Origin of the sequence: Leisingera caerulea DSM 24564 (assembly GCF_000473325.1) — a bacterium.
Classification (GTDB): Bacteria; Pseudomonadota; Alphaproteobacteria; order Rhodobacterales; family Rhodobacteraceae; genus Leisingera; species Leisingera caerulea.
In genome coordinates, this window is the sequence record NZ_KI421513.1 from 1,482,761 (window position 1) to 1,506,410 (window position 23,650).

Consider the following 23,650-nt stretch of genomic DNA (forward strand, 5'->3'; position numbering starts at 1 on the left):
GATTTGCCCATCAATACCCCAGCGCACAGCCGTCTTTGCGCGGATCGCTGGCGCCCTCCAGAACGCCCGAGGCATGGATCCTGACAGCCTGCGCACCGCCCAGCGGTGTGTCCGGCACCTCTATCTTATGCCCCAGATCCGCAAGGGCCTGATGAACCGGCGCCGCATACCCGCGCTCGACCTTCAGCACGCCGCCGTCGGCAAAGCAGCGCGGGGCGTCGACGGCGGATTGCAGATCCATGCCGAAATCCAGCAGGTTTGTGACAAGCCGGGCGTGACCCGCGGGCTGATAGCCGCCGCCCATCACACCGAAGGGCATGATCACCTCTCCGTCCTGCTGCAGCATGGCGGGGATGATCGTGTGCATCGGCCGCTTGCCGGGGCCAAGCTCATTCGGGTGGCCTTCCTCCAGGGTGAAACCCGCACCGCGGTTCTGCAGCAGGATGCCGAACTTCTCTGACGCGATGCCGGACCCGAAGCCGTGGAAAATCGAATAGATCAGCGACACGGCCATCCGGTCTTTGTCCACCACGGTGATGTAGACCGTATCCTTGTGCACGGCCTCGCTCAGCGGCGCGGCAGCCGACATCGCGCGTTTGGGGTCGATCAGCGTGGCAAGGCTGGCGGCAGTTTCCGGGGCCAGCATATGCGCCAGCCGCGAGGTGTGGTCCGGATCAGCCAGAAACCGGTTGCGCGCATCATAAGCAAGCTTGGCGGCTTCAGCCTCGATATGCGCCCGTTCGGCCCCGAACGGGTCCATCCGGGCAAGGTCAAAGTGCTTGAGGATATTCAGCAGAAGAATTGCCGTCGCGCCCTGACCGTTGGGCGGATGCTCGGCCAGTTCATGCGCCTTGTACTGTCCGCTTACCGGCTGTGTTGCAAAACTGGTTGCGCCGGCGAAATCCTCCAGCGTGTGAACGCCGCCTAGTGCGGCCAGCGCCTGGACCATGTCCTCAGCCACGTCGCCAGTATAAAACGCATCCCGCCCGTGTTTGGCGATGCGGCGCAGGACTTCGGCCTGACCGGGCGCCCGGAAAACCTCGCCGCTGCGCAGGGGGTTCCCGTCCCTCAAATAATGGCGCCGGGCCGCGCCTTGCAGCGTGCCGGCGCCGTTCTTCCAATCAAAGGCCGTGCGCGGCGCCACCGGCACGCCTTCCTCTGCATAATGTATCGCGGGCTGAAGCAGCGTATCGAGCCCCAGCCGGCCCTCGCGTTCGGCAAGGCGGCAGAAGGCATCGATTGCGCAAGGGATTGTAACAGACTCGGGGCTGCCCAGCGGCACCGCGTGCAGGCCCCGTTCCCGCATGGCGCCGGCACTGGCGGCCGCAGGCGCGCAGCCCGATCCGTTCAGCGCCTGAACCCCGCTGCCCGGCCGCGAAAAGAGCACAAAGCAGTCGCCGCCGATCCCGGTCATCTGCGGTTCGCAAATGCCCAGCAGCACCGCCCCGGCCAGGGCCGCATCCATCGCATTGCCACCGCGCTTGAGGATATCCACCGCCACGCCGGCCGCCAGCGGGTGAGAAGTAGCGCACAGGCCGTTGCCTGCGAAAACGGCTGACCGCCCGGGAAGATGAAAGTCGCGCATGCTCCGGCTCCCTGCTGTTGCCGGACAGAGCCTAGGCAGGCGGTGCAGGAAGGCAATAAAATTCCCGGTCCGCTGCGGCGGGACGGAACGTTACGGATCAAATGGCGGGAGAGCGGTTTGAAAGAGATGTCCCCGGTGCCGTGCACTGGTGGGGGCTAGGATACGCGGCACCAGGGGAAGCTCGTTTCAGCTACAGGTAAGGTTTCGCATATGTATTGGGCTGCGGTTTGCCGGGAATGCGGCGCCGGTGTGGCGGAGCGTTAAAAATGCAGCTAACCGACGGCTTGCCTGCGGGCCGGGGCGGGACCTGGTTCAGGAGTTTTCAGAAGGGCTGGTGACCTGGATTTCAAAGCAGAGCGACAGGTTGTTGTTTCCCTCCGACCGCTCGTACTGGACCTGGCTTGCCAGTTCCCGGATCAGGAACCAGCCAAAGCCGCCTTCGGGCAGGCTGTCTGCGGGGCCGCTGATGTCGGCGGGTTTGCCCTCGGGCAGCTCACCCTTGGGGAACGGGCTGCCGGCATCCTGAATGCTGATCCACAACCGCTCCGGGAACAGCTCCCCCCGGATCCGGACATCGCCAGGCGGTCTGTCCTCATAGGCGTGTTCGACCACGTTGTTCACGGCTTCGGTCAGGGCAATTTGCACCTCGTCCACGCGGGCACCCGGAACCCCGAGGGACCGCAGTTTGCTGACCACGGACTGGATCCCCTGGCGGGCATCCAGATTTGTGGCCGTGAACGAGCAGGCAAAGGTTTTTACCATCAATTTCTCGCTTTGCGCCGCCAGCGCATCGTCTTCAGGAATTTGCGTCAGCAGGCGCGGTTGCTTCGCTCAGCGAACCATAAAGGTCAAAGACCGTGTCCATCCGGGTGAGCCGGAAAACCTTTTCCACCATCGGGGTCAGACCGGCGAGATCCAGCTTGCGGCTGCCGCCCAGCTGCTTCATCGCCGCGACAATTGCGCCAAGCCCGCTGGAATCGATAAACTGGACCTCGGACAGATCCAAAATCACACGCTCCGGGCCGCTTTCGGTTTCCGTCCGCATGTCCTCTTTGAATTGGATGGCCATGGCGGCGTCAATACGTTCGGCATTGACTTTGACGATCTGGGCATCGTCCGTCATGGTGGTCGTCAGGCTCATTTCTTCCCCCGGGATGTAACGTCATTTGGCTGCACTCTAGACCGCAAAGCTTACTTTTCTGTAGGTATAATTTTGACGATTGGAGGAAAATTGCATGAAAGATGTTGTTATCGCCGGAGCAGCCCGGACGCCGATGGGCGGGTTCCAGGGAATGTACGACGGGGTGACGGCTTCGGAGCTGGGCGGCGCGGCCATCCGGGCGGCCCTCGAAGGGGCCGGCGCGGCCACTGCCGACGAGGTGCTGATGGGCTGTGTGCTGCCAGCGGGCCAGGGCCAGGCGCCGGCGCGCCAGGCCGGGTTTGCGGCGGGCCTGGGCGAAGAGGTGCCGGCCACCACGCTCAACAAGATGTGCGGCTCCGGCATGAAGGCGGCGATGATCGCCTTTGACCAGATTGCGCTGGGCCACGCGGACACGATGATTGCGGGCGGCATGGAGAGCATGACCAATGCCCCCTACATCCTGCCGAAAATGCGCGGCGGCGCCCGCATCGGCCATGGCCAGGTGATCGACCACATGTTCCTGGACGGGCTGGAGGACGCCTATGACAAGGGCCGCCTGATGGGCACCTTTGCGGAGGACTGCGCGGAGAAATACCAGTTCACCCGCGAAGCCCAGGACGAATACGCGCTGAAATCGCTGTCCAATGCGCTGGAAGCACAGGAAAGCGGTGCCTTCGATGGTGAAATTGCGCCTGTGACCGTGAAAACCCGTAAGGGCGAAGTGGTCACGGATGCCGATGAACAGCCGAAATCGGCGCGCCCGGAAAAGATCCCGACTCTGAAACCGGCGTTCCGCAAGGATGGCACCGTGACCGCCGCCAATGCCTCTTCCATTTCGGATGGCGCCGCGGCGCTGCTGATGGCCTCCGCCGAGGCTGCCGAGGCGCAGGGTCTGAATGTGCGCGCCCGCATTCTGGGCCATGCCAGCCACGCCCAGGCGCCGGGCTGGTTCACCACCGCGCCGGTTCCGGCTGCGCAGAAACTGCTCAAGAACATCGGCTGGAAGGTTGAGGATGTCGATCTGTGGGAGGTCAATGAGGCCTTCGCCGTGGTGCCGATGGCCTTCATGCACGAAATGGGCCTGCCCCGCGACAAGGTGAATGTGAACGGCGGCGCCTGTGCGCTGGGCCACCCGATCGGCGCCTCCGGCGCGCGGATCATGGTCACCTTGCTGAACGCGCTGGAAAAGCGCGGCCTCAAGCGCGGGGTCGCAGCTATCTGCATCGGCGGCGGCGAAGGCACCGCGATCGCAATCGAGCGGGTGTGATCCCTTCATCTGGCCCGAAGTATCCTCGGGGGTGAATTGACCGTCAGGTCAAGAGGGGGCAGACAGCCCCCTCTGCTGCGTTTAAGGAGGGCTGTTCATGCGGGCCGATTATGAAACACTGGCCAAAACCATCGCTTCGCTGACCGAAGGCGAGACGGATGAAGTGGCGCTTATGGCCACCGTCGCCTGCGAGGTGCATCACGCCGACGGCCGGTTCGACTGGACCGGCTTTTACCGCGCCGTTGCGCCGGAGCTGCTGAAGATCGGACCCTATCAGGGTGGCCATGGCTGCCTGCAAATCCCGTTTTCGCGCGGTGTATGCGGCGCAGCCGCACGCAGCGGCGAGGTGCAGCTGGTCCCGGACGTGGAGTCTTTTCCCGGCCACATCGCCTGCGCCTCTTCGACCCGGTCGGAGCTGGTGCTGCCGGTCTGGAATGCGGCGGGCGATCTGATCGGGGTTTTTGACATTGACAGCGACCGGCCCGATGCCTTCACCCAGGAAGATGCTGACCAGCTAGCCGCGATCCTGCGGCAGGTGTTCGGCCAAAGCTGATTCGCCGGCAGGGGCTTTGCCCCTCGGCCTTGCGGCCTCACCCCAGAGTGCTTTTTGAAAGATGAAAGAGCCCGGCGCCTTTGTGCGCCGGGTTTTTTATGGGGGAAAGCCTCACGTGAAAAAATGCTTGGAAATTTCACGGACTCGGGGCATCGTGAAAAACAAGAGGATTTTTTCACGAACGAGGAGAGAGGCTGTGAACGACCAGACCCTGGCAGCAGCGACACTGGGGGCCGATATCCGGGCCCTGCGCAAGGCGCGGGGGCTGACGCTGTCGGATATCGCTGCGGTTCTGAACCGCTCGGTCGGCTGGCTGAGCCAGGTTGAACGCGACATGTCCGAACCCTCGATCTCGGACCTGCGCCAGATTGCCGAGGCGCTGGGCGTGCCGATGTCGATGCTGTTTGCCCATTCCGGCGCCCCGGCGGAGGAACATGGGTATATCGTGCGCGCAGGCTCCCGCCGGCCGATGGGGTCTGGCGAGGAAGGGCTGATCGAAGAGCTGCTGTCGCCCGACCTGACCGACGATTTCGAGATGGTGCATTCCACCTTCCAGCCGCGCTCGCGGATGCAGACGCCGGCCAACCGGCCGACACAGGAGGTCGGCTACATGATCTCGGGCAGGCTGGACCTGCTGATCGGCGGCCGCAGCTTTACCGTCGGTCCCGGTGACAGCTTCCGGATCAAGCATGAGCCCTATCAGTGGTCGAACCCCTACGACGAGCCCGCCGTGGCTGTCTGGGTGATCGCGCCGCCGGTTTATTAGGAGGGAAAAATGATCAAGGGATCCTGCCTTTGCGGCGACATCCGGTTTGAAACTGCGGCCCGGCCGCAGGGTGCCTCGATGTGCCATTGCAGCCAGTGCCGCAAGCAATCCGGCGGCATCTGGGCGTCGGCTCAGGTGCGCGATGAGGACCTCGCCATCACCGGTCCGGTGAGCTGGTTCGAGGCAACGCCACAGGCCAAGCGCGGTAGCTGCCCGCGCTGCGGTTCTTTCCTGTTCTGGAAGGGGGCGGGCGAAGACACCACCAGCTTTGCTTTAGGCGCCGTCGACGGGAACACCGGTCTCAGCGTCGAAAAGCACATCTTTACCGCCTCCAAGGGCGACTACTACCAGATTGCGGACGGCGTGCCGCAAGAAGACTGAGACTAGGGAGCGAACATGTCTGATTTTCCATCCAAGGCCCGTGTGGTCATCATCGGCGGCGGCGTCATCGGCTGCTCGTCGCTTTATCATCTGGCCAAGAAGGGCTGGACCGATTGCGTGCTCTTGGAAAAGAACGAGCTGACGGCCGGCTCGACCTGGCACGCCGCGGGCAACGTCCCGACCTTCTCGACCTCCTGGTCGATCATGAACATGCAGCGCTATTCGACCGAGCTCTATTCGCGCCTTGGCGAGGAGGTCGACTATCCGATGAACTATCACCAGACCGGTTCGATCCGCCTGGCGCACACCAAGGAGCGGATGCAGGAGTTCGAGCGCGCCTGCTCCATGGGCCGTTACCAGGGCATCGGGATGGAAATCTGGACCCCGGAGCAAGCCAAGGAAAACTATCCGTTCCTGGAAACCCATGATCTGGAAGGTGTGCTGTGGGATCCGTCGGATGGCGACATCGACCCGGCGCAGGTGACACAGGCACTGGCCAAGGGCGCCCGTGACATGGGCGCGAGGATCATCCGCTTCTGCCCGGCCACTGGTGTGACGCAGAAGGAAGACAAAACCTGGATCGTGCACACTGACAAGGGCGACATCGAATGCGATTATGTGGTGAACGCCGCCGGCTATTATGCTCAGCGTGTGGGTGAGTGGTTCAAGGAGTACGGCGGCCGCACTGTGCCGATGATGGTGATGAGCCACCAGTACCTGCTGACTGAGCAAATCCCTGAAGTGGAAGCCTGGAGTAAGGAGCACGGAAAAAAGCTGCCGCTGATCCGCGACGTGGATGTCTCCTATTACCTGCGTCAGGAGAAAAACGGTTACAACCTCGGCCCCTACGAACCGAACTGCAAAGGCCACTGGATGACCGAGGAGGACCAGATGCCGGACGATTTCTCGTTCCAGCTGTGGTCGGACGATCTGGACCGGATCGAGGACATCGTGACCGATGCGATGGAGCGGGTGCCGCTGATGGCCTCATCGGGTGTGTCCAGCGTGATCAACGGCCCGATCCCCTATGCGCCCGACGGTTTGCCGCTGATCGGCCCGATGCCGGGTGTCGACAACGCGTTTGAGGCTTGCGTTTTCACCTTTGGCATCGCCCAGGGCGGCGGCGCCGGCAAGGTGCTGGCGGAGTGGATCGTTGATGGCCAGACCGAATGGGACATGTGGTCGGTCGATCCGCGCCGCTACACCGACTACACCGATCAGGATTATTGCGACCAGAAAGGCATGGAGGTTTACGGCAACGAATACGCCATGCACTTCCCGCACCACGAATGGCCCGCTGCGCGCGGCAAGAAGGTCAGCCAGGTGCATGACAGGATCATCGGACTGGGCGGCCAGATGGGCGCCTACAACGGCTGGGAGCGCGCCAACTGGTTTGCCAAGGATGGTGATGACACCTCCGAGGAAGCGACCCATACCTGGGGCCGCTCCGGACCGTGGCAGCAGCGGATCAAGGAAGAATGCGAAGCGGTGCGCGACAGCGTCGGCGTGCTGGATCTGCCGGGCTTTTCCCGCTTCAACCTGGACGGCGAGGGCGCAGCCGAGTTTCTGCGCGGCATGATTACCGGCGGTCTGCCCAAGGCGGGGCGGATGAACCTCGTCTACTTCTCTGACGACCGCGGCCGCATCCTGACCGAGATGTCCTGCATCCGTCATGGCGAAGACCACTTCACAATGATCACTGCGGGCTCGGCCCAGTGGCACGACTTCGAGATTCTACGCAAGGCGCTGCCCGAGGGCCTGACCTTGACTGACCGCACCACAGATTTCGCGACCATGATCGTCACGGGCCCGAAATCGCGGGAGCTGCTGGCAGGCATCTCGGATGCTGACCTGTCGCTCGGCTGGCTGACCCATCAGGAAGCCACCGTTGCAGGCAAGCCCGCCTTCCTGGCACGGGTGTCCTATGCGGGCGAACTGGGCTGGGAAGTGCATTGCGCCAACCAGCATCAGCCTGAGATTTACGAGGCCCTGCTGGCGGGCGGCGCCAAGCCGTTTGGCATGTATGCGCTGAATTCCCTGCGTATTGAAAAAGGCTACCGCACCTGGAAGGGCGACCTCAGCACCGATTATTCGCTGCTCGAAGGGGGCCTTGAGCGGTTCGTCAAGCTGGACAAGCCGCAGGACTTCCCGGGCAAGGCCGCGATCCAGGCCGAAAAGCAGCAGGGCGTGAAGAAGTCCTTTGTCACCCTGATTGTCGAGGCCGGCGATGCGGATGCGCCCTACATGTCCTGCATCTGGAAGGACGGGGAGATCGTGGGGGAAACCACCTCCGGCGATTGGGGCTACCGTGTGAATGCCTCCATCGCGCTGGGCATGGTGCGCGCCGATCTGGCGGTGCCGGGCACTGAGCTGGAGGTTGAGATATACGGTGAGAAATGCCGCGCGGTGGTTCAGAAAGACGAACCGTTGTGGGATCCGGCGAACGAACGCCTGCGCGCCTGATCGGCCGGCATGAGCCCGGGCGGCGATCTGCCCGGGCTGACGCCCTATTGCAAGACAGCCTGCGCCGCCGGACCGTTTCCTGTATCCTGGCGGCGCAAGGCACCGGTAGAAAAGGACGGTTCGGTATGGCTGAAATCACGCTTCTGGATGGCTCGATCGGGCAGGAGGTTGTCAAGCGCTCCGGTGACAGGGCAACGCCCCTGTGGTCAACCTCGGTGATGATCGACAGGCCGGATGTGGTGGGCGGGATTCACGCCGACTACTTTGCCGCCGGCGCCACCATTGCCACCACAAATACCTATGCCGTGCTGCGTGACCGTCTGGTGCGCGCAGGTATCGAAGACCATTTCGAAGAGCTGCTGGAAAAAGCCGCGGCACAGGCGGCGGCGGCCCGGGATGCGCATGGCTCAGGCCGCATCGCTGCCGCGCTGGGCCCGCTGATTGCTTCCTACCGCCCGGACATTTGCCCGCCGCAGGACGAAGCGAAACAGGTATATGCCGAGCTGGTCACGCTGCTGGAGCCGAAGGCGGATCTCTTCCTGATTGAGACGGTCTCCTCGCTGGAGCATGCCAAAGGCGCGCTTCTGGGCTGTTCTGACACTGATAAGCCCGTCTGGCTGTCCGCTTCCGTCAATGACGAGGATGGCACCCTGCTGCGCTCTGGCGAACCGCTTTCGGCGCTTGCGCAGGTCGTCGGGGAGTACCAGCCCGATGCGGTTCTGCTTAACTGTTCCCGTCCGGAGGTGATCGGCGACGGGCTGAACATCGTGAGGAACTTCGGCAAGCCGTTCGGGGCCTATGCCAATGGCTTTACCCGTATTTCCGAAGGCTTTCTGAAGGATGCGCCGACCGTGGACGCCTTGGAGCAGCGCCAGGATCTGGACCCCAAGGCCTACGCGGAATTTGCGATGGGCTGGGTGGCCCAGGGCGCCACCATCGTCGGCGGCTGCTGTGAAGTCGGCCCGGACCACATTGCCGAACTGGCCCGCCAGCTGCGTGCTGCCGGGCATCGGATCGTCTGACACTGTCTGACATCGTCTGCCCAGGGGAGGGGATCAGCATGGCAATTCCGGAAAAATCCAAAGCAGCCGACCCTGCCCGGGTCTGGACCATCGACATCATCGTCACCGAAGGCTTTGTCTTGGTCGAAATGTCGGCAATCCTCGAGGTGCTGCGGATCGCCAACCGGGTGCTGGCCCAGCCGCCGTTCAAATGGACGGTGCGCTCGCTGCAGGGCGGACGCGTCGGCTGCCGGGCGGGCCTCAGCCTCGATACCGAACCTTTTGCGGTCAAGCCTGACGCGGATTACGCCTTTTTCCTTGGCAACTCCGACCCGGACCACCCGGGTCTCAGCTTGGGCCGGGTGATTTCCAGCTACACCTGCCGCGGCATCAAGGTCTACCTGCTGGCGGAGGCTGCGGCCCGCTATATCCGCGACCAGGGCGGCGCGTCCGGGCGGCTGACCACCCACTGGGAAAACTCCGCCTTGCTGCGCGAACGCATGGGGCTGAACGATTCCAGCCACGCGCTGGCCAGCGAGGACGGGATGGTGGTGACCTGCGCCGGCATGGGCTCCACTGTCGACATTGCGCTGGAACTCGTCGGGCGGCTGACCTCTGCCGCGGCGCAGATGACCGTGGCCAACATCATGCTGCACGAACAAGTGCGCGACTTCTCCTCGCTGCAGCCCTTCGCCGGCGCCAAGCCGACGATCACCGGCGACAGCGACCTGGACCACTGCATCCGCATCATGCAGGACAACATCGAAGAACCGGTGCCAATCAGCGAAATTGTTGCCGAGCTTGGCATTTCCACCCGCTCGCTGGAGCGCAAGTTCAAGACCTTCCTCGGCACCACTCCCAACGGCTTTTACCGGGAAATGCGCCTGTCCAAGGCCAACAACCTCTTGCTCAACACCACCATGAGCGTGCGGGAAATCGGCCTCGCCTGCGGGTTTCCGAACGGGTTTTCCAGTCTCTACAAAAGCTTCTTCGGCATCACCCCCTTTGCCCTGCGCAAGCGCCGCAGACTGGGCGAGGACGGATCGGAAAATATCCTCACAGCCGGAGAATAGCCTGGGGAGTCTGACGTTTTTGATGCATTTTGCGCCGCCTGCCCGTGATAAATGAGGCCGGACACTGAATGTGGAGCGATGACATGAGCGATCTTCCCAACAAGGCCCGCGTGGTCATTATCGGCGGCGGCGTGATCGGCTGCTCGGTGGCCTATCACCTGACCAAGCTCGGCTGGAAAGATGTCGTGCTGCTGGAGCGCAAGCAGCTGACCTCCGGCACCACCTGGCACGCCGCGGGCCTGATCGCCCAGCTGCGCGCCACCGCCAACATGACCAAGCTGGCGAAGTACAGCCAGGAACTTTATGGCTCGCTGGAAACGGAAACCGGTGTCGCCACCGGCTTCAAGCGCTGCGGCTCGATCACCGTTGCCCTGAGCGAAGAGCGCAAGGAAGAGATCTTCCGCCAGGCAGCAATGGCGCGCGCGTTCGGTGTCGAGGTTGAGGAAATCTCCCCCGAGGAAGTCAAAGCCCGCTACGAGCACCTGAATGTGGGCGACGTGACCGCAGGCGTGTGGCTGCCCAAGGACGGGCAGGGCGACCCGGCCAACATCGCGCTGGCCCTGGCCAAAGGCGCCCGCCAGCGCGGCGCATTGGTCAAGGAACGCATCAAGGTCACCGGCATCTCCAAGGACGGCCGCCGCGTCACCGGCGTCGACTGGGCCAGCGATGACGGCCAGTCGCAGGGTCATATCGAGGCCGACATGGTGGTGAACTGCGCGGGTATGTGGGGCCACGAGGTCGGCCGCATGGCGGGCGTCAACGTCCCGCTTCATGCTTGCGAACACTTCTATATCGTCACCGAAGGGATCACGGGCCTCACCCAGATGCCGGTGCTGCGCGTCCCGGATGAATGCGCCTATTACAAGGAAGACGCGGGCAAGATCCTGCTGGGTGCGTTTGAGCCGAACGCCAAGCCCTGGGCGATGAACGGCATTCCCGACAGCTTCGAATTCGATCAGCTGCCCGAGGACTTCGACCATTTCGAGCCGATCCTGGAAGCGGCCTGCAACCGGATGCCGATGCTGGCAGAGGCGGGTATCCACACGTTCTTCAACGGCCCCGAGTCCTTTACCCCGGATGACGCATACCACCTCGGCTTGGCGCCGGAGATGGACAACTTCTGGGTCGCGGCAGGCTTCAACTCGATCGGTATCCAGTCGGCCGGCGGCGCTGGCATGGCCTTGGCGCAGTGGATGGAAGACGGCCAGAAGCCGTTTGACCTCGGTGACGTGGACATCTCCCGCATGCACCCCTTCCAGGGCAACAAGCACTACCTGTTCGAGCGCTCCAAAGAGACTCTGGGCCTCCTCTACGCCGACCACTTCCCCTACCGCCAGAAGGCCACCGCCCGCGGCGTGCGCCGCACTCCGTTCCACCATCACCTGCTGGAGCAGGGCGCTGTGATGGGCGAAATCGGCGGCTGGGAGCGCGCCAACTGGTTTGCCAATGAGGGGCAGGAGCGCGAATACCAGTACAGCTGGAAGCGCCAGAACTGGTTTGAGAACTCCGCCGCCGAACACCGCGCCGTGCGGGAAAATATCGGCATGTACGACATGTCCTCATTCGGCAAGATCCGCGTCGAAGGTCCGGATGCCGAGAAATTCCTGAACTACATCTGCGGTGCCAATGTCTCCGTTCCCGCGGGCAAGATCGTCTACACCCAGTTCCTGAACCCCCGCGGCGGGATCGAGGCGGATGTGACCGTCACCCGCCTGAGCGAGACCGCCTATCTGGTGGTGACCCCGGCAGTGACCCGCTTGGCCGACCAGACCTGGATGATGCGCCACGCGGGCGACCACCGCGTGGTGATCACCGATGTGACCGCAGGCGAGGGCGTGCTGGCGGTGATGGGGCCGAATGCGCGCAAGCTGCTGCAGAAGGTCTCGCCAAACGACTTCTCCAACGAGGTGAACCCCTTTGGCACCGCGCAAGAGATCGAACTGGGCATGGGTCTCGCCCGTGTGCACCGGGTGACCTACGTGGGTGAACTGGGCTGGGAGATCTATGTCGGCGCCGACATGGCGGGCCACGCTTTCGAAACCTTGTGGGAAGCGGGCCAGGACATGGGCCTCAAGCTCTGCGGCATGCACATGATGGACAGCTGCAGGATCGAGAAGGGGTTCCGCCACTTCGGCCACGACATCACCTGCGAGGACAATGTGATCGACGCGGGCCTGGGCTTTGCGGTTGCCACCGGCAAGGACGATTTCATCGGCAAAGCTGCGGTGCTGGAACGCAAGGAAACCGGTCCCAAAAACCGCATGGTCCAGTTCAAGCTGACCGACCCCGAGCCGCTCTTGTTCCATAATGAGCCGATCATCCGCGACGGCGAATACGTGGGCTACCTCAGCTCCGGCAACTACGGCCACACGCTGGGCGGTGCCATCGGCATGGGTTATGTGCCGTGCGAAAGCGAAAGCACCGCGGATGTTCTGCGCTCCACCTACGAGATCGACGTCTGCGGGGTGAAGGTGAGGGCCGAGGCCTCGCTGAAGCCGATGTACGATCCGAAATCGGAGCGGGTGAAGGCCTAAGCCCTCTCCAGTCGTTTCACCTGCCCGTATCACGCCCCGGCCCCAGCGCTGGGGCGTACTTCATTCCGTGCCCCGGCAAGGACAGTTTCGGGTTCCGGTGCAACGTTTCCACCGGTTTCGCAGCCAAGCCGCCCGCCGCCTCTTGACCCCGCCGGAAATCCCTTGGAGAAATCCATAAAAAGCCTTGTGCGGCAGGGGTAAACAGGTAGGTTGCTTGTCCCGGCACCAGACACGGGCCTGACGAAGAGGATTTGGGACATGAAGATCAGCATCGAACGCGGCACGCTTCTCAAGGCTGTGGCTCAGGCGCAGTCTGTGGTCGAGCGCCGCAACACCATTCCGATCCTGGCGAATGTGCTGATCGAAGCCGAGGGCGACAGCGTCCAGTTCCGCGCCACCGATCTGGATATCGAGGTGGTCGACAAAGCCCCCGCCCAGGTGGAGCGCGCCGGGGCCACCACCGTCGCCGCCACCACCTTGCACGAGATCGTCCGCAAGCTGCCCGACGGCGCGCTGGTCACCCTGACCGCTGATGCCGCAACCGGGCGTCTGACCGTTGAGGCCGGGCGCTCCAACTTCTCGCTGGCGACCCTGCCGCGCGAGGATTTCCCGGTGATGGCCTCGTCCGAGTACCACTCGAACTTCGCCGCTAAGGCCGCGGTGCTGCGCCGCCTGTTTGACAAGTCGAAATTCGCGATCTCTACCGAGGAGACCCGCTATTACCTGAACGGTGTCTATCTGCATGTGTCATCGGGCGATGGCGGCAAAGTTCTGCGCGCCGTGGCCACCGACGGCCACCGCCTGGCCCGCATCGACGCCGAGCTGCCGCTGGGGGCTGAGGACATGCCGGGCGTGATTGTGCCGCGCAAGACCGTTGGCGAGCTGCGTAAGCTGCTGGATGATGATGACATGGACATCGCCGTGTCTGTCTCGGAAACCAAGGTGCGCTTTGCCACCCCGAACATCACCCTGACCTCCAAGGTGATCGACGGAACCTTCCCCGACTACACCCGCGTGATCCCGGCCGGCAACACCCGCCGCCTGGAAGTGGACGCCGCCGAGTTCGCCCAAGCCGTTGACCGGGTTGCGACCGTGTCCTCCGAACGCTCCCGTGCGGTGAAGCTGCAGCTGGAAGAGGACCGGCTGATCCTGTCGGTCAATGCGCCCGACAGCGGTGCCGCCGAGGAAGAGCTGGCGGTTGCCTATAACGACGAGCGGCTGGAAATCGGCTTTAACGCCAAATACCTGCTGGAGATCGCCAACCAGGTGGACCGCGAAAACGCCGTGTTCATGTTCAACTCCTCCGGGGATCCGACCCTGATGCGCGAAGGCAACGACGAAAGCGCCGTTTACGTCGTGATGCCGATGCGGGTCTGAAGCGCCTGACGGCGCTGCCTCCCCTCTCGGCGGCAAAGCCGCCTGCCGGGCAGGGGGACGCGGGTATTTTTAGAAAAATGAAAAGGGAGCGCGCCTCGTGCTGGCCCTGACTGCCTTGACCCTGTCCCATTTCCGCTCGCATTTGCGGGCGGAATTGCGTTTGGACGGGCGTCCGGTGGCGATCTACGGGGACAACGGGGCGGGCAAGACCAACATCCTGGAGGCGGTGTCGCTGTTTTCGCCGGGCCGCGGTTTGCGCCGCGCCAGCGCTGCGGAGATGGCGCGCCAGCCCGAAGCGCTGGGCTGGAAACTGAGGGGAGAGCTGCGGGCGCCTTCGCAGGCTTATGAAGTCGAAACCTGGTCCGAGGGCGGCACCGCCCGGCAGGTGAAGATCGACAACAAATCCGCCAGCCAGCTGGCGCTGGGTCAGGTGGCGCGGGTGGTCTGGCTGATCCCGGCGATGGACCGGCTGTGGATCGAGGCGGCGGAAGGGCGGCGGCGGTTCCTAGACCGGATCGCGCTGAGTTTCGAGCCCGGCCATGCCGAGGCCTCGCTGGCCTATGAGAAAGCGATGCGCGAGCGCAACCGGCTGTTGAAGGAGCAGGTGCGCGATGCGGCCTGGTACCGGGTGCTGGAGGACCGCATGGCCGCCGCCGGGCACCGGATCCACGCCGCGCGGGTGCAGGCGGTGGATCTGCTGCAAGTGGCGCAGGCTGAGGCGGAAACCGCCTTTCCCGCGGCTGAGCTGGAATTGCTGCAGTCCGAAGGCAGCATGCCTGCGACAGAAGATGATTTCCGCGAGGCGCTGCAGGAAAGCCGGTTCCGGGATCTCGCGGCAGGCCGCACCCTGGTGGGGCCGCACCGCACCGACCTGATCGGCACTTACCGGGCCAAGGGCATCCCGGCCAAGGATTGCTCCACCGGCGAGCAAAAGGCGCTGCTGGTGTCCTTGATCCTGGCCAATGCAAGGGCGCTGGCGCAGCGCGAGGGCGCGCCGCCGATCCTGCTGCTGGACGAGGTGGCCGCGCATCTGGATGCAGGCCGCCGGGCCGCGCTGTATGACGAGATCTGCGCGCTGGGCACCCAGGCCTGGATGACCGGCACCGGGCCGGAGCTGTTTGCCGAACTGGAGGGCCGTGCCCAAGTGCTGGAAGTCTCGGACAGCGGCGGCACGTCGGAGGTTTTGCAAAAATGACTGTCTCTGCCTGGGATCTGACCCTCTATGCGGGGGCGCTGCTGATCCTGTTCTTGACCCCTGGCCCGGTTTGGTTGGCGCTGATGGCGCGGTCGGTCTCGGGCGGATTTCAAGCGGCCTGGCCGCTGGCGCTGGGCGTGGCTTGCGGCGATATCCTGTGGCCGCTGATCGCCGTTGCGGGCATGTCCTGGGTGGTGTCCGAGTTCACCGGCATCATGACCGTTTTGCGCTGGGTGGCCTGCCTGATGTTTCTCGGCATGGGGTATCTGCTGATCCGCCATGCCGGCGACGCAGTGGAGGAAAACCGGGCCCTGACCCGCCCAGGGATCTGGGCCGGGTTCATGGCCGGGATTGCCGCGATCCTGGGAAACCCCAAGGCGATCCTGTTCTATATGGGCGTTCTGCCGGGGTTCTTTGACCTGTCGGGCACCTCCTGGCCGGATGTGGCCGCCATCGTGGCGCTGTCCTTTGTGATCCCGCTGACCGGCAACCTGGCGCTGGCGGGCATGGTGCACCGGGTGCGGCGTGCAATCACCTCGGCGCGGATCCGGCGGCGCATCAACCTGGTGTCGGGCGGGCTGCTGATCGGTGTGGGGCTGGTGATCCCCTTCACCTGAGCGCCGGCCCTACCCGGGCGGCTGCAGCCAGGCCTGCAGATAGGGTGCAAGCGCCTGGGCGGGCGAAGCGTCATTCGCGTGCTCGGCGCAAAACCACACCCCCAGCACATGGTTGAGAAAGCCCTGGATGCCTTCTGCCAGCAGTTCCGGCGGCTGGTCCTTGCGGGCCTTGCCCGCTGCCTGCAGCGTTTGCAGCCAGCCTGTCAGCAAGGTTACTTGGCGGATAAAGCTTGCCGCCACCACTTCGTCCGGTTCCGCTGCCGTGGTGCCTGAATAGCGCAGCAGCAGATCAAAGATCACGCGGTCCTGCGCAACGTAATCGAGATGCGGAGCCAGCCGGGCGGTGAGGGCGGCAACGTCCGAAGGGGTGCCGCCGGCTTCCATTGCGTCCAGCAGGCGCGTCACCTCTTCTCCGATCAGCACCGCCAGCAGCCCGTCCTTGTCCTTGAAGTGGGAGAACAGGGTGCCCTTGGCCACGCCGGCGCGGGCCACCACATCCTCCACCCGCAATCCGCTGTAGCCTTGCTCCTGCACGATGGCGGCCGCCACTTCCAGCAGCCTTGCCCGGGTTTCCAGCCGCCGTTTCTGAGGGGCGCGTGTCATGTCTCAGCCTCACGATCTCGTTATTGACCATGGTCAATTTTATAATTGACCATGGTCATTTTTGATTCAATAAAGTGACCACGGTCAACTTAACTTGCGGAGTCCGATATGTCTGCCCGGAAAATTCTGATCCTGAACGGCCACCCCGGCCAAACCTCGCTGTCAAAATCGCTCTGCGCCGCCTATCAGGCCGCGGCTGAGGAAGCCGGCCACCAAGTGCGCTGCCATGACATCTCACAAATGCAGTTCGACATGGACTATGGGCAGGGCGGGTATGAGAACCCGAAGCCGTTGGAGCCGGATCTTGCGCAGTTTCTGGAGGATCTGGAATGGGCAGAGCACGTGGTGATGGCTGCGCCGCTGTGGTGGGGGGCGGTGCCGGCCAAGCTGAAGGCGGTGTTTGACCGGGCCTTGCTGCCGGGGCGCGCCTTTGACACCCGCAATGTGAGTTTCATGGGGCTCCCGGCGCCGATGCTGACCGGCAAGACCGCGCGGGTGCTGCTGACCTCGGACACGCCTGCGCTGTGGCTGCGGCTGTTCTACGGCAACGCGGTGAAGAAATTCATCAGCCGCCAGATCCTCGGCTTTGTCGGCATCAAGCCCACGCGTTTCAGCACATTCGCGCCGGCCACCGATGCGCCTGAAGCCAAGGTTAAAACCTGGCTTGCGACAGCTGGCGGGCTGGGGGCCAAAGCGGCCTGATTCTGCCAAGAAAAAAGGGGGCTTGCGCGTGACATTCCCGGTCAGACTTCGTATAAAATCCCGAAGCAAAGACAGGAAGATGTGAATGTCCGGAAACGAGCAGGCCCCCGCAGAATATGGCGCGGATTCCATCAAGGTTCTCAAAGGGTTGGAGGCGGTTCGCAAACGCCCCGGCATGTACATCGGGGACACGGATGACGGCTCGGGCCTGCACCACATGGTCTATGAGGTGGTGGACAACGGCATCGACGAGGCGCTGGCGGGTCATGCCGACCACGTAACGGTGAAAATCCACGCCGATTCCAGCGTTTCTGTCAGCGACAACGGCCGCGGGATCCCGGTGGGCATCCACGAGGAGGAAGGCGTCTCTGCCGCCGAGGTCATCATGACCCAGTTGCATGCGGGCGGTAAGTTCGACAGCAACTCCTACAAGGTTTCGGGCGGTCTGCACGGCGTGGGCGTGTCCGTGGTGAACGCGCTGTCCGACTGGCTGGAGCTGCGCATCTGGCGCGACGGCAAGGAGCACATCGCCCGGTTCGAGCGCGGCGAGACTGCCAAGCATCTGACCGTGGTTGGCGACTGCGGCGACCGGACCGGCACCGAGGTGCGTTTCCTGGCGTCGACCGACACGTTCTCGAACCTGGAATACTCGTTTGAAACCCTGGAAAAGCGCCTGCGCGAGCTGGCCTTCCTGAACTCCGGCGTGCGCATCATCCTGATCGATGAGCGCCCGGCTGAGCGGCTGGAAATTGAGCTGTTCTATGAGGGCGGCGTCAAGGAATTCGTCAAATACCTGGACCGCCACAAGGCGCCGGTCATGGACACCCCGGTATATATCATCGGTGAAAAGGACGAGATCGGCGTTGAAATCGCCATGTGGTGGAACGACAGCTACCACGAGACGGTGCTGCCCTTCACCAACAACATCCCGCAGCGGGACGGCGGCACCCACGTGGCCGGTTTCCGCGGCGCCCTGACCCGGACCATCAACAACTACGCCCAGTCCTCCGGCATCGCCAAAAAGGAGAAGGTTTCCTTTACCGGCGACGACGCGCGTGAGGGCCTGACCTGCGTTCTGTCCGTCAAGGTGCCGGACCCGAAATTCTCCAGCCAGACCAAGGACAAGCTGGTCTCCTCCGAGGTGCGCCCGGTGGTGGAAAGCCTGGTCGGCGAAAAGCTGGCCGAATGGTTCGAAGAAAACCCGAACGAGGCCAAGCAGATCGTCGGCAAGATCATCGAGGCCGCACTGGCGCGCGAGGCTGCGCGCAAGGCGCGCGAGCTGACCCGCCGCAAGACCGCGATGGACGTGAACTACCTGGCCGGCAAACTCAAGGACTGCTCCGAGAAGGACCCGTCCAAGACCGAAGTCTTCCTGGTCGAGGGTGACTCGGCCGGCGGTTCTGCCCAGACGGGCCGGGACCGGATGACCCAGGCGATCCTGCCCCTGCGCGGCAAGATCCTGAACGTGGAACGCGCACGTTTCGACCGGATGCTGTCGAGCCAGGAGATCGGCAACCTGGTGATGGCTCTGGGCACCGGCATCGGCCGGGATGAGTTCGACATCTCCAAGCTGCGGTACCACAAGATCGTCATCATGACCGACGCCGACGTCGACGGCGCCCACATCCGCACCCTGCTGCTGACCTTCTTCTACCGCCAGATGCCGGAGCTGATCGAGGGCGGCTACCTCTATATCGCGCAGCCGCCGCTTTATAAGGTCGCGCGCGGCAAGTCGGAGGTCTACCTCAAGGACCAGGCGGCGCTGGATGACTATCTGATCAACCAGGGCGTCGATGGCGCGCTGCTGAAACTGGGCGACGGCTCCGAGATCGCTGGTGCAGACCTCACCCGCGTGGTCGATGAGGCACGCCAGCTCAAGCGCGTACTGGATGCTTTCCCGACACACTACCCGCGCCACATCCTGGAGCAGGCCGCGGTAGCTGGTGCCTTTGTGCCCGGTGCTGTGGATTCCGACCTGCAAGGCGTTGCCGACAAGGTTGCTGCCCGCCTCGACGCCATCGCGCTGGAATATGAGCGCGGCTGGCAGGGCCGGATCACCCAGGATCACGGCATCCGCCTGGCCCGCATCCTGCGCGGGGTGGAGGAAGTGCGCACCCTGGACGGCCCGATGCTGCGCTCCGGCGAGGCCCGCAAGACCGGCAGCTTCACCCAAAGCTTGCAGGAAATCTATGGCACCACCGCCCAGCTGGTGCGCCGCGACCGCAGCCAGATCATTCACGGGCCGCTCGGCCTGCTGCAAGCGATCCTGGAGGAAGGCGAAAAAGGCCTCACCCTGCAGCGCTACAAGGGTCTGGGGGAAATGAATCCGGACCAGCTGTGGGAAACCACCCTGGACCCGGACGCGCGGACGCTGCTTCAGGTGCGCATCGACGATATGGTCGAGGCGGATGACCTGTTCACCAAGCTGATGGGCGATGTCGTGGAACCCCGCCGCGAGTTCATCCAGAAAAACGCCCTCAGCGTCGAAAACCTGGACTTCTAAAACCTCCCTTGAAGCCCTTTGCCCCGCCGCCTGCCGCTGCGGGGCAAGGGCCCGCCAAACGTGCGGGTGAAGGCTGCGCGCCTCGGACCCGGCGGTGGCTTTGCGGCGCCGCTGCGGCTCTGCCCGTTTCTGTGATCGCGGCCGCCCGCAGGCTTCAGGCCGCTTGATCAGCAGCCGCGTTGCTACTTTTTGAAATTCTTAACAACCACCGGCGGAAGAGTTTGCGCTTGGTCAACTTACTCTTACTTTTGATTATTTGAATGTTTTGAATTTCCAAATCAACCACGTAGAAAATGACTCAGATCAAAGTGCCGGGCGCCGGTCCTTCGCATTCTCCCGTCCAGCGAAGTGAAGCTGACCTGGAAAACCGGCATCTGAGATGACCGTTTCCTGGCTGGCCTGCTCCGCTGTGAAAGTGAGAGCCAAGGAGGACACATATGTCCGAACAGCCAACCAAAGCCGAAGAGCGGAACACTTTCCTGTTTCTCGCCGTCATTCTGGCGCCGGTTCTGGCGGTGGGGATTGTCGGCGGTTACGGCCTGATCATCTGGATTTCCCAGATCTTCCTGGGCCCGCCCGCCGGTTAAGAGGCCAGGCCGATGCCAGCCCATGCCAGCACAGCCCCTTCCCGGCGCGCCTTCCTGACCGGACGGGTCGCCCGGCCCGAGCCGGAGTTCCGCCCGCCCTGGACCGATGAGGCCCGGGTGCAGGCGCATTGCACCAGCTGCAATGCCTGCGCGGAGGCGTGCCCGGAAGAGATTATCGAGATCGACGGCCGGGGCCGCCCGCGGATCCGTTTCCGCGGCGGTGAATGCACTTTCTGTGCCGCCTGCGCCGAGGCCTGCCCGGAGCCTGTGTTCGACCTGGAGCAGCCCGCGCCCTGGCCGGTGACCGTGGACATCGGCAGCAGCTGCCTGCTGTCTGCGGGAATCACCTGCCAGCTGTGCACCGACATCTGCGACCCCCGCGCCCTGCGGATGGATCTGTCTGTCCGTCCGGCAGGCGCCATCCAGGTGGACGCCAGTGCCTGCACCGGCTGCGGTGCCTGCCTTGCCACCTGTCCCAACAACGCAATCGCGATCCGCGACCCCCGCCAGCAAAGGAGCCCCGGGTGACAGAAGAACTGCATATCTCCAGCCTGCTGGTGCGCAGCAACCCGGAGCAGATGGAGGCCGTTCTGGCCGAAATCAAATCCATGCCGCGCGCCGAAATCTCGCAAACAGACCCCTCGGGCAAAATCGTCGTTTTGTTCGAAGCGGACAGTGACCGCGCCATTGGCGATGCCCTGGCCAAAATCCAGCTTCTCGACGGCGTCGCCAGCGCGGCGCTTGTCTTCCATCAGACCTGCGATGCCCAGGAACTCGCCCTTCAAGAAGGAACCCCTCAATGACCGGAATTACACGCCGTGACGCCATCAAGGCGCAGGCCGCGGCAGCCGCGGCTCTTGCCGCCGGGCTGCCGATCCCCGCGGCAGCGCAGAATCTTGTTACCGACGCCAGCCTGACCGAACTGAAGTGGTCCAAGGCAGCCTGCCGTTTCTGCGGCACCGGCTGCTCGATCATGGTGGCCACCAAAGCGGGCCGGGTGGTTGCCACCCACGGCGACACCCAGGCAGAGGTCAACCGCGGCCTGAACTGTGTCAAAGGCTACTTCCTGTCCAAGATCATGTACGGCGCCGACCGCCTGACCACGCCGCTGCTGCGCAAGACGGGCGGCGAATACGACAAGAACGGCGAATTCACCCCGGTCAGCTGGGATGAAGCCTTCGACGTCATGGCTGAGAAGTGGAAGAAGACCCTGGCCGAGAAAGGCCCCGAGGGCATCGGCATGTTCGGCTCCGGACAGTGGACCGTCTGGGAAGGCTATGCGGCCTCCAAGCTGATGAAGGCGGGCTTCCGCTCCAACAACATCGACCCGAACGCGCGCCACTGCATGGCCTCTGCCGTGGGCGGCTTCATGCGCACCTTCGGCATCGACGAGCCGATGGGCTGCTATGACGACTTCGAGAACGCCGATGCCTTCGTGCTGTGGGGCTCGAACATGGCAGAGATGCACCCGATCCTGTGGACCCGCATCACCGACCGCCGCTTCAGCCATCCGCATGTCAAGGTGGCGGTGCTGTCGACCTTCACCCACCGCAGCTTTGACTTGGCCGACATTCCGGCGGTGTTCACGCCGCACTCTGATCTGGTGATCCTGAACTACATCGCCAATTACATCATCCAGAACGACGCTGTGCATAAGGATTTTGTCGGCAAGCACGTCAACTTCAAGCGCGGCAACCAGGACATCGGCTATGGCCTGCGTCCTGAGCACCCTCTGGAACAGGCAGCCGAGAACGCCGGCAAGGCCGACGGCGCCTCGGACATGACGTTTGAGGAGTTCGCCGAGTTCGTTTCCGAATACACGCTTGAAAAAGCGGCGGAAATGTCCGGCGTCCCGGCAGAGACGCTGGAGAAGATCGCCAAGCTTTATGCCGATCCCGACACCAAGGTGATGTCGCTCTGGACCATGGGCGTCAACCAGCACACCCGCGGTGTCTGGGTGAACAACCTGCTCTACAACATCCACCTGCTGACCGGCAAAATCTCCACCCCCGGCAACTCGCCGTTCTCGCTGACCGGCCAGCCGTCGGCCTGCGGCACCGCGCGTGAGGTCGGCACCTTCTCGCACCGCCTGCCGGCTGACATGGTGGTCAAGAACCCCGAACACCGCGCTTATGCCGAAAAGATCTGGAAGCTGCCCGAAGGCACCGTTCCGGGCTGGGTCGGCTCCCACGCGGTGAAGCAGAACCGCGACCTGAAGGACGGCAAGATCAACTGCTACTGGGTGCAGGTGAACAACAACATGCAGGCCGCCCCCAACATGATGGAGGAAGGGCTGCCGGGCTACCGCAACCCCGACAACTTCATCGTGGTGTCGGACGCCTATCCGACGGTGACGGCAGAAGCCGCCGACCTGATCCTGCCCGCCGCCATGTGGGTGGAGAAGGAAGGCGCCTACGGCAACGCCGAACGCCGCACCCAGTTCTGGTATCAGCTGGTCAACGCACCGGGCGAATCCAAGTCCGACCTGTGGCAGCTGGCTGAATTCTCCAAGCGCTTCACCACGGATGAGGTCTGGCCGGCCGAAATCCTGGACGCCAACCCCGAGTACAAGGGCAAGACCCTGTTCGAGGTGCTGTTCGCCAACGGCAAGGTCGACAAATACGAGCTGTCCGAGAAGGCCCGCGAATACGGCAACCACGAATCCGAGGACTTCGGCTTTTACATCCAGAAGGGCCTGTTCGAGGAATACGCCGAATTCGGCCGCGGCAAGGCGCACGATCTGGCGCCCTTCGACACCTACCACGAGGTGCGCGGCCTGCGCTGGCCCGTTGTGGACGGCAAGGAAACCCGCTGGCGCTTCAAAGAAGGCTCTGACCCCTACGTCAAACCCGGCTCGGACTATGAGTTCTACGGCAAGCCCGACGGCAAGGCGGTGATCTTTGCACTGCCCTATGAGCCGCCGGCGGAAAGCCCGGATGAGGAATACCCGATGTGGCTGACCACCGGCCGGGTTCTGGAGCACTGGCACTCCGGCTCGATGACCCAGCGGGTGCCGGAGCTGTATCAGGCGGTGCCGGATGCGCTCTGCTATATGCACCCGGATGACGCCAAGGCCCAGGGCTTCCGGCGCGGCACCGAGGTGCGGGTGATCTCGCGGCGCGGCGAAATCCGCACCCGGATTGAAACCCGCGGCCGCAACAAGCCGCCCAAAGGCCTGGTCTTTGTGCCCTGGTTCGATGCGCGCCGGCTGATCAACAAGGTCACGCTGGACGCCACCGATCCGATCTCGAAACAGACGGACTTCAAAAAATGCGCAGTCCGTATCGAAGCAGTGTGAGGCC

General features: G+C 63.6%; 21 protein-coding genes. 17 read left to right on the plus strand and 4 right to left on the minus strand.

The features are described from left to right. Positions 1 to 10 precede the first annotated feature (10 nt). The 3 genes from CAER_RS0114610 to CAER_RS0114620 form a co-directional block, all read right to left on the minus strand. Positions 11 to 1,585, minus strand: a complete 1,575-nt coding sequence (locus CAER_RS0114610) for a gamma-glutamyltransferase family protein (RefSeq protein WP_027236061.1) — start codon at positions 1,583 to 1,585, stop codon at positions 11 to 13. A 312-nt stretch (positions 1,586 to 1,897) separates the two neighbouring features. Beyond that, positions 1,898 to 2,347 carry an ATP-binding protein gene (locus tag CAER_RS0114615; RefSeq protein WP_027236062.1) on the minus strand — a complete coding sequence of 150 codons (450 nt, stop codon included), beginning with the start codon at positions 2,345 to 2,347 and terminating at the stop codon, positions 1,898 to 1,900. Positions 2,348 to 2,381: 34 nt separating this feature from the next. Then, positions 2,382 to 2,726: an STAS domain-containing protein gene (locus tag CAER_RS0114620; RefSeq protein WP_027236063.1), complete on the minus strand. Its 345-nt coding sequence runs from the start codon at positions 2,724 to 2,726 to the stop codon at positions 2,382 to 2,384. 94 nt (positions 2,727 to 2,820) lie between these two features. Between CAER_RS0114620 and CAER_RS0114625 the strand changes: the two genes are divergently transcribed. The 11 genes from CAER_RS0114625 to CAER_RS0114675 all read left to right on the plus strand — a co-directional run bounded on the left by CAER_RS0114625 (position 2,821) and on the right by CAER_RS0114675 (position 15,953). Further along, the gene (locus tag CAER_RS0114625) at positions 2,821 to 3,993 is read left to right on the plus strand and encodes a thiolase family protein (RefSeq protein WP_027236064.1); all 1,173 of its coding nucleotides are present in this window, start codon (positions 2,821 to 2,823) and stop codon (positions 3,991 to 3,993) included. Between the two features lie 97 nt (positions 3,994 to 4,090). Then, positions 4,091 to 4,546 carry a GAF domain-containing protein gene (locus tag CAER_RS0114630; protein ID WP_027236065.1) on the plus strand — a complete coding sequence of 152 codons (456 nt, stop codon included), beginning with the start codon at positions 4,091 to 4,093 and terminating at the stop codon, positions 4,544 to 4,546. Between the two features lie 196 nt (positions 4,547 to 4,742). Beyond that, positions 4,743 to 5,312, plus strand: coding sequence for a helix-turn-helix domain-containing protein (locus CAER_RS0114635; protein WP_027236066.1), 570 nt, complete (start codon positions 4,743 to 4,745; stop codon positions 5,310 to 5,312). 9 nt (positions 5,313 to 5,321) lie between these two features. Continuing rightward, a complete protein-coding gene (locus tag CAER_RS0114640; RefSeq protein WP_027236067.1) occupies positions 5,322 to 5,693 on the plus strand; it encodes a GFA family protein in 372 nt (123 codons plus the stop codon). Between the two features lie 15 nt (positions 5,694 to 5,708). After that, positions 5,709 to 8,156, plus strand: a complete 2,448-nt coding sequence (locus CAER_RS0114645; RefSeq protein WP_027236068.1) for a GcvT family protein — start codon at positions 5,709 to 5,711, stop codon at positions 8,154 to 8,156. A 125-nt stretch (positions 8,157 to 8,281) separates the two neighbouring features. Beyond that, entirely contained in the window at positions 8,282 to 9,178 is an 897-nt protein-coding gene (locus tag CAER_RS0114650) for a homocysteine S-methyltransferase family protein (protein ID WP_027236069.1), read from the plus strand. A 38-nt stretch (positions 9,179 to 9,216) separates the two neighbouring features. Then, positions 9,217 to 10,230 carry a GlxA family transcriptional regulator gene (locus CAER_RS0114655; RefSeq protein ID WP_051357781.1) on the plus strand — a complete coding sequence of 338 codons (1,014 nt, stop codon included), beginning with the start codon at positions 9,217 to 9,219 and terminating at the stop codon, positions 10,228 to 10,230. 83 nt (positions 10,231 to 10,313) lie between these two features. Continuing rightward, a complete protein-coding gene (locus CAER_RS0114660; protein ID WP_027236071.1) occupies positions 10,314 to 12,764 on the plus strand; it encodes a GcvT family protein in 2,451 nt (816 codons plus the stop codon). 258 nt (positions 12,765 to 13,022) lie between these two features. Beyond that, positions 13,023 to 14,141: a DNA polymerase III subunit beta gene (gene dnaN, locus CAER_RS0114665; protein ID WP_027236072.1), complete on the plus strand. Its 1,119-nt coding sequence runs from the start codon at positions 13,023 to 13,025 to the stop codon at positions 14,139 to 14,141. A gap of 97 nt (positions 14,142 to 14,238) precedes the next feature. Beyond that, entirely contained in the window at positions 14,239 to 15,336 is a 1,098-nt protein-coding gene (recF, locus tag CAER_RS0114670) for a DNA replication/repair protein RecF (protein WP_027236073.1), read from the plus strand. Beyond that, positions 15,333 to 15,953 carry a LysE family translocator gene (locus CAER_RS0114675; protein WP_027236074.1) on the plus strand — a complete coding sequence of 207 codons (621 nt, stop codon included), beginning with the start codon at positions 15,333 to 15,335 and terminating at the stop codon, positions 15,951 to 15,953. The genes recF and CAER_RS0114675 overlap by 4 nt, the downstream gene beginning before the upstream one ends. A 9-nt stretch (positions 15,954 to 15,962) precedes the next feature. On the opposite strand, the gene CAER_RS0114680 is transcribed toward CAER_RS0114675, so the two are convergent. Continuing rightward, on the minus strand, positions 15,963 to 16,556 hold the full coding sequence (locus CAER_RS0114680) for a TetR/AcrR family transcriptional regulator (protein ID WP_027236075.1): 594 nt from the start codon (positions 16,554 to 16,556) through the stop codon (positions 15,963 to 15,965). Between the two features lie 108 nt (positions 16,557 to 16,664). Here CAER_RS0114680 and CAER_RS0114685 point away from each other — a divergent pair, with 108 nt between their 5' ends. From CAER_RS0114685 to napA, 6 genes are all read left to right on the plus strand, one after another. Then, on the plus strand, positions 16,665 to 17,258 hold the full coding sequence (locus CAER_RS0114685) for an NAD(P)H-dependent oxidoreductase (protein WP_027236076.1): 594 nt from the start codon (positions 16,665 to 16,667) through the stop codon (positions 17,256 to 17,258). 85 nt (positions 17,259 to 17,343) lie between these two features. Beyond that, positions 17,344 to 19,761, plus strand: a complete 2,418-nt coding sequence (gyrB, locus tag CAER_RS0114690) for a DNA topoisomerase (ATP-hydrolyzing) subunit B (RefSeq protein ID WP_027236077.1) — start codon at positions 17,344 to 17,346, stop codon at positions 19,759 to 19,761. A 437-nt stretch (positions 19,762 to 20,198) separates the two neighbouring features. Next, complete coding sequence (napE, locus tag CAER_RS0114700) at positions 20,199 to 20,348, plus strand: periplasmic nitrate reductase, NapE protein (RefSeq protein WP_008553292.1); 150 nt, start codon at positions 20,199 to 20,201, stop codon at positions 20,346 to 20,348. A 12-nt stretch (positions 20,349 to 20,360) separates the two neighbouring features. After that, on the plus strand, positions 20,361 to 20,876 hold the full coding sequence (gene napF, locus CAER_RS0114705) for a ferredoxin-type protein NapF (RefSeq protein ID WP_027236078.1): 516 nt from the start codon (positions 20,361 to 20,363) through the stop codon (positions 20,874 to 20,876). After that, entirely contained in the window at positions 20,873 to 21,151 is a 279-nt protein-coding gene (locus CAER_RS0114710; protein WP_027236079.1) for a chaperone NapD, read from the plus strand. The genes napF and CAER_RS0114710 overlap by 4 nt, the downstream gene beginning before the upstream one ends. Beyond that, positions 21,148 to 23,646 carry a nitrate reductase catalytic subunit NapA gene (gene napA / locus CAER_RS0114715; protein ID WP_027236080.1) on the plus strand — a complete coding sequence of 833 codons (2,499 nt, stop codon included), beginning with the start codon at positions 21,148 to 21,150 and terminating at the stop codon, positions 23,644 to 23,646. Before CAER_RS0114710 ends, napA begins: the two co-directional genes overlap by 4 nt. Positions 23,647 to 23,650: the final 4 nt, after the last annotated feature.